This is a genomic window from Kitasatospora sp. NPDC057518 (assembly GCF_042802075.1).
In the GTDB taxonomy this organism is placed as follows: Bacteria; Actinomycetota; Actinomycetes; order Streptomycetales; family Streptomycetaceae; genus Kitasatospora.
The window spans coordinates 1-2848 of sequence record NZ_JBHVEU010000689.1 but is presented as its reverse complement, the minus strand read 5'-3'; the positions used below and the strand labels follow the sequence as shown (position 1 = coordinate 2848).

Here is a 2848-nt window from a genome sequence, read left to right as displayed (position 1 = left end):
CGCCCGCTCTCAGCTGAGACCGGGCGGCCGGGGCCGAGTGATTTCGCCGCTGCGTACGGTGAAGGGCAGGACCGAATGACGGAATGGCGCCTTACCCGATCATTGGTATGACTGTCACAATGCGGCCGTGCACAGATCAACGGCCTCGCCCACCCTCCCTTCGGGCAGAACCCTCGGCCTCGGCCTCGCGCTCGTCTCCGCCTTCGCCTTCGGCGGCTCCGGCACCGCGGCCAAGCCGCTGATAGAGGCCGGACTCTCCCCCCTGCACGTGGTGTGGCTCCGCGTCACCGGGGCGGCGGTGGCACTCCTCCCGATCGCCTACCGGCACCGGGACGCCGTCCTGCGCCGCCCCGGCCTGCTGCTCGGCTTCGGCCTGCTCGCCGTGGCGGGCGTCCAGGCCTGCTACTTCGCGGCGATCTCCCGCATCCCGGTCGGCGTCGCCCTGCTCATCGAGTACCTCGGCCCGCCACTGCTGATCGGCTACGTCAAGTTCGTCCAGCGCAAGCCGATCACCCGCGGCGCGGCCATCGGCGCCGGCGTCGCGGTGGCCGGGCTGGCCTGCGTGGTCGAGGTCTGGAACGGTCTGAGCTTCGACGCGCTGGGCGTGCTGTTCGCCCTCGGCGCGGCCTTCTGCCAGGTCGGCTACTTCGTGCTCGCCGACGCCGGCCGGCACGGCGACCGCCCGGTCGACCCGCTCGCCGTCAGCGCGTTCGGGCTGCTCGTCGGCGCGGTGCTGCTCACCGTCCTCACCCGGCCGTGGCAGGCCGACTGGAGCCGGCTCGGCGGGTCGGTGGTGATGAACGGGCACACCCTGCCCGCGTTCGTCCCGGCCGCGTGGATGGTCCTGATCGCGACCGTGCTCGCCTACCTGACCGGGGTGATCTCGGTCGGCTACCTCTCGCCGCCGATCGCCGGGGTGGTCGCCAACCTGGAGGCCGTGGTCGCCACCGTGACGGCCTGGGTGCTGCTCGGCGAGCACCTCGGGGTGCCGCAGATCGCGGGCGGCCTGCTGGTGCTGACCGGCGCCTTCGCGGCGCAGGCGAGCAAGCCCGCGGAGGCGGGTTCGGGGACGGCTTCAGGGACGGGCTCGGGAACGGGTTCGGGCTCGGGTTCAGACGCGGGGGCCGACGGCCCTGGAGCCGCCGGGCCCGGGGCCCCCGACCGGGTGGCCGCCGAGCGCGGGATCAGCGGCCGGTCCAGCCGAACCAGTCGAGGTGACTGAGCGGCCACACGACGGCCGACACCGGGCCGACCACGTTGTCCACCGGCACGGCGCCGCCGCCCGGGCCGTGCTGGTGGTACCGGGAGTCCGCGGAGTCGCTGCGGTGGTCGCCCTCGACCCAGACGTAGCCCGAAGGCACCTTCACCGGCCCGAAGTCCAGCCCGGCGCAGGAGTCGTCCCCGGGGTGCAGGTACGGCTCGTCGACCTTCCGCCCGTCGACGGTCAGCGTGGTGCCCTCGCACTGCACGGTCTGGCCGCCGGTCGCGATGACCCGCTTGACCAGGTAGTTGTCGTCCTTCGGCGGCACCAGGCCGACGAAGCTGAGCACCGAGCTCACCGCGTTGGTGACCGGGTTCGGGTCGGTCGGCTGCGGCGGCAGCCAGCCCCCCGGGTCCTTGAACACCACCGGCTGCCCCGGCTCCGGCTCCCAGCCGGTCAGCGGCGCCAGCTTGTTCACGCCGACCCGGTCGCCGATCCGCAGGGTGTTCTCCATCGAGCCGGACGGGATGGTGAACACCTGGAACAGGCAGGTCTTGATCAGCAGCGCGACCACCAGGCCGACCGCCGCCATCACCGGCAGCTCGATCCACCACGGCCGGGGACGCCGGCCCGCGCGGCGGTCCGTACGGCCGCGCGAACCGCGCGCCCGACGGCGGGCCTCGGCGCGGCCGCCGGACACCTCGTGGACGTTCGACGCGGAGCCGCTGGGGGCTCCGGCCCCGCTGGGCGTTTCGGGCAGGTTCACCGCCATCGTCGCTGCTCCACCTCTCCGGCTGGGGAAACCTGCACGCTACGCCAACCGTGGAGCCTGACGAAATCGGTCATTTAGCCGCCGCCGACATCGCCGGGTGTCCCGGAGGAGCCCTGGGGTCGCACCGGGGATCACCGGGGGTCACCTGGGAACGGCCGGGAGGGGCCGGGAACGACCGGGGCCCGCTGCCGGCGGTCTGCTCCGTCTCCGTCTCCGGGTGGGGTGCGGGCTCCGGGCGCGGGGGCCTCCGGCCTCCGGGCGTGCGGCCTCCGGCCCGGTCAGGCGCGGGCGATGGCCTCGTGGTGGCGGATGACCTCGGCGATGATGAAGTTCAGGAACTTCTCCGCGAAGACCGGGTCCAGCTTCGCCCCCGCCGCCAGCTCCCGCAGCCGCTTGATCTGGTCCCGCTCGCGCGCCGGGTCGGCCGGCGGCAGCTTGTGCTCGGCCTTGAGCCGGCCGACCCGCTGGGTCGCCTTGAAACGCTCGGCCAGCATGTGGACCACCGCGGCGTCGATGTTGTCGATGCTCTCGCGCAGGCTGGTCAGCTCAGCCCGTACGGCGTCGTCGATCCCCTGGGGCAGAGCGGCGTCGGGGGTCGTGGAGTGGTCCGTCATCGGGGCGGCTCCCGGTGTCTGGAGTGGGCGCCCGACCGTACGCCGGCCGGGCTCGGGCCCGGGCAAATCTAACAGGGCCCCCGCTCCGGCCCCGCACCGTCGAACAGAACCGTCCACGATCCGGACAGTGCCCCGGAGCCGCCCGCCGGCACCGCGCACCGCCTCCCCGCTGCGGCGTGACACGCCGCAGCGGGGAGGCCCCTGCCCGTAGGCTGGGGCCCGCATGACCGGAAGTGACCGCGCGAACACGCTCCCTCAGCA

The 2848-nt window shown here is 73.8% G+C and carries 3 protein-coding genes; 1 reads left to right on the top strand and 2 read right to left on the bottom strand.

The annotated features are described in order from the left end of the window. Positions 1-127 precede the first annotated feature (127 nt). Positions 128-1222 carry a DMT family transporter gene (locus ACFU7Z_RS38395; RefSeq protein WP_380782755.1) on the top strand — a complete coding sequence of 365 codons (1095 nt, stop codon included), beginning with the start codon at positions 128-130 and terminating at the stop codon, positions 1220-1222. Here ACFU7Z_RS38395 and lepB read toward each other — a convergent pair. Together lepB and ACFU7Z_RS38385 are read right to left on the bottom strand one after the other, a co-directional pair. Beyond that, a complete protein-coding gene (gene lepB, locus ACFU7Z_RS38390) occupies positions 1185-1973 on the bottom strand; it encodes a signal peptidase I (protein WP_063780047.1) in 789 nt (262 codons plus the stop codon). The genes ACFU7Z_RS38395 and lepB overlap by 38 nt on opposite strands. A gap of 278 nt (positions 1974-2251) precedes the next feature. Next, complete coding sequence (locus ACFU7Z_RS38385) at positions 2252-2587, bottom strand: chorismate mutase (protein WP_049649676.1); 336 nt, start codon at positions 2585-2587, stop codon at positions 2252-2254. Between the last annotated feature and the right edge of the window lie 261 nt (positions 2588-2848).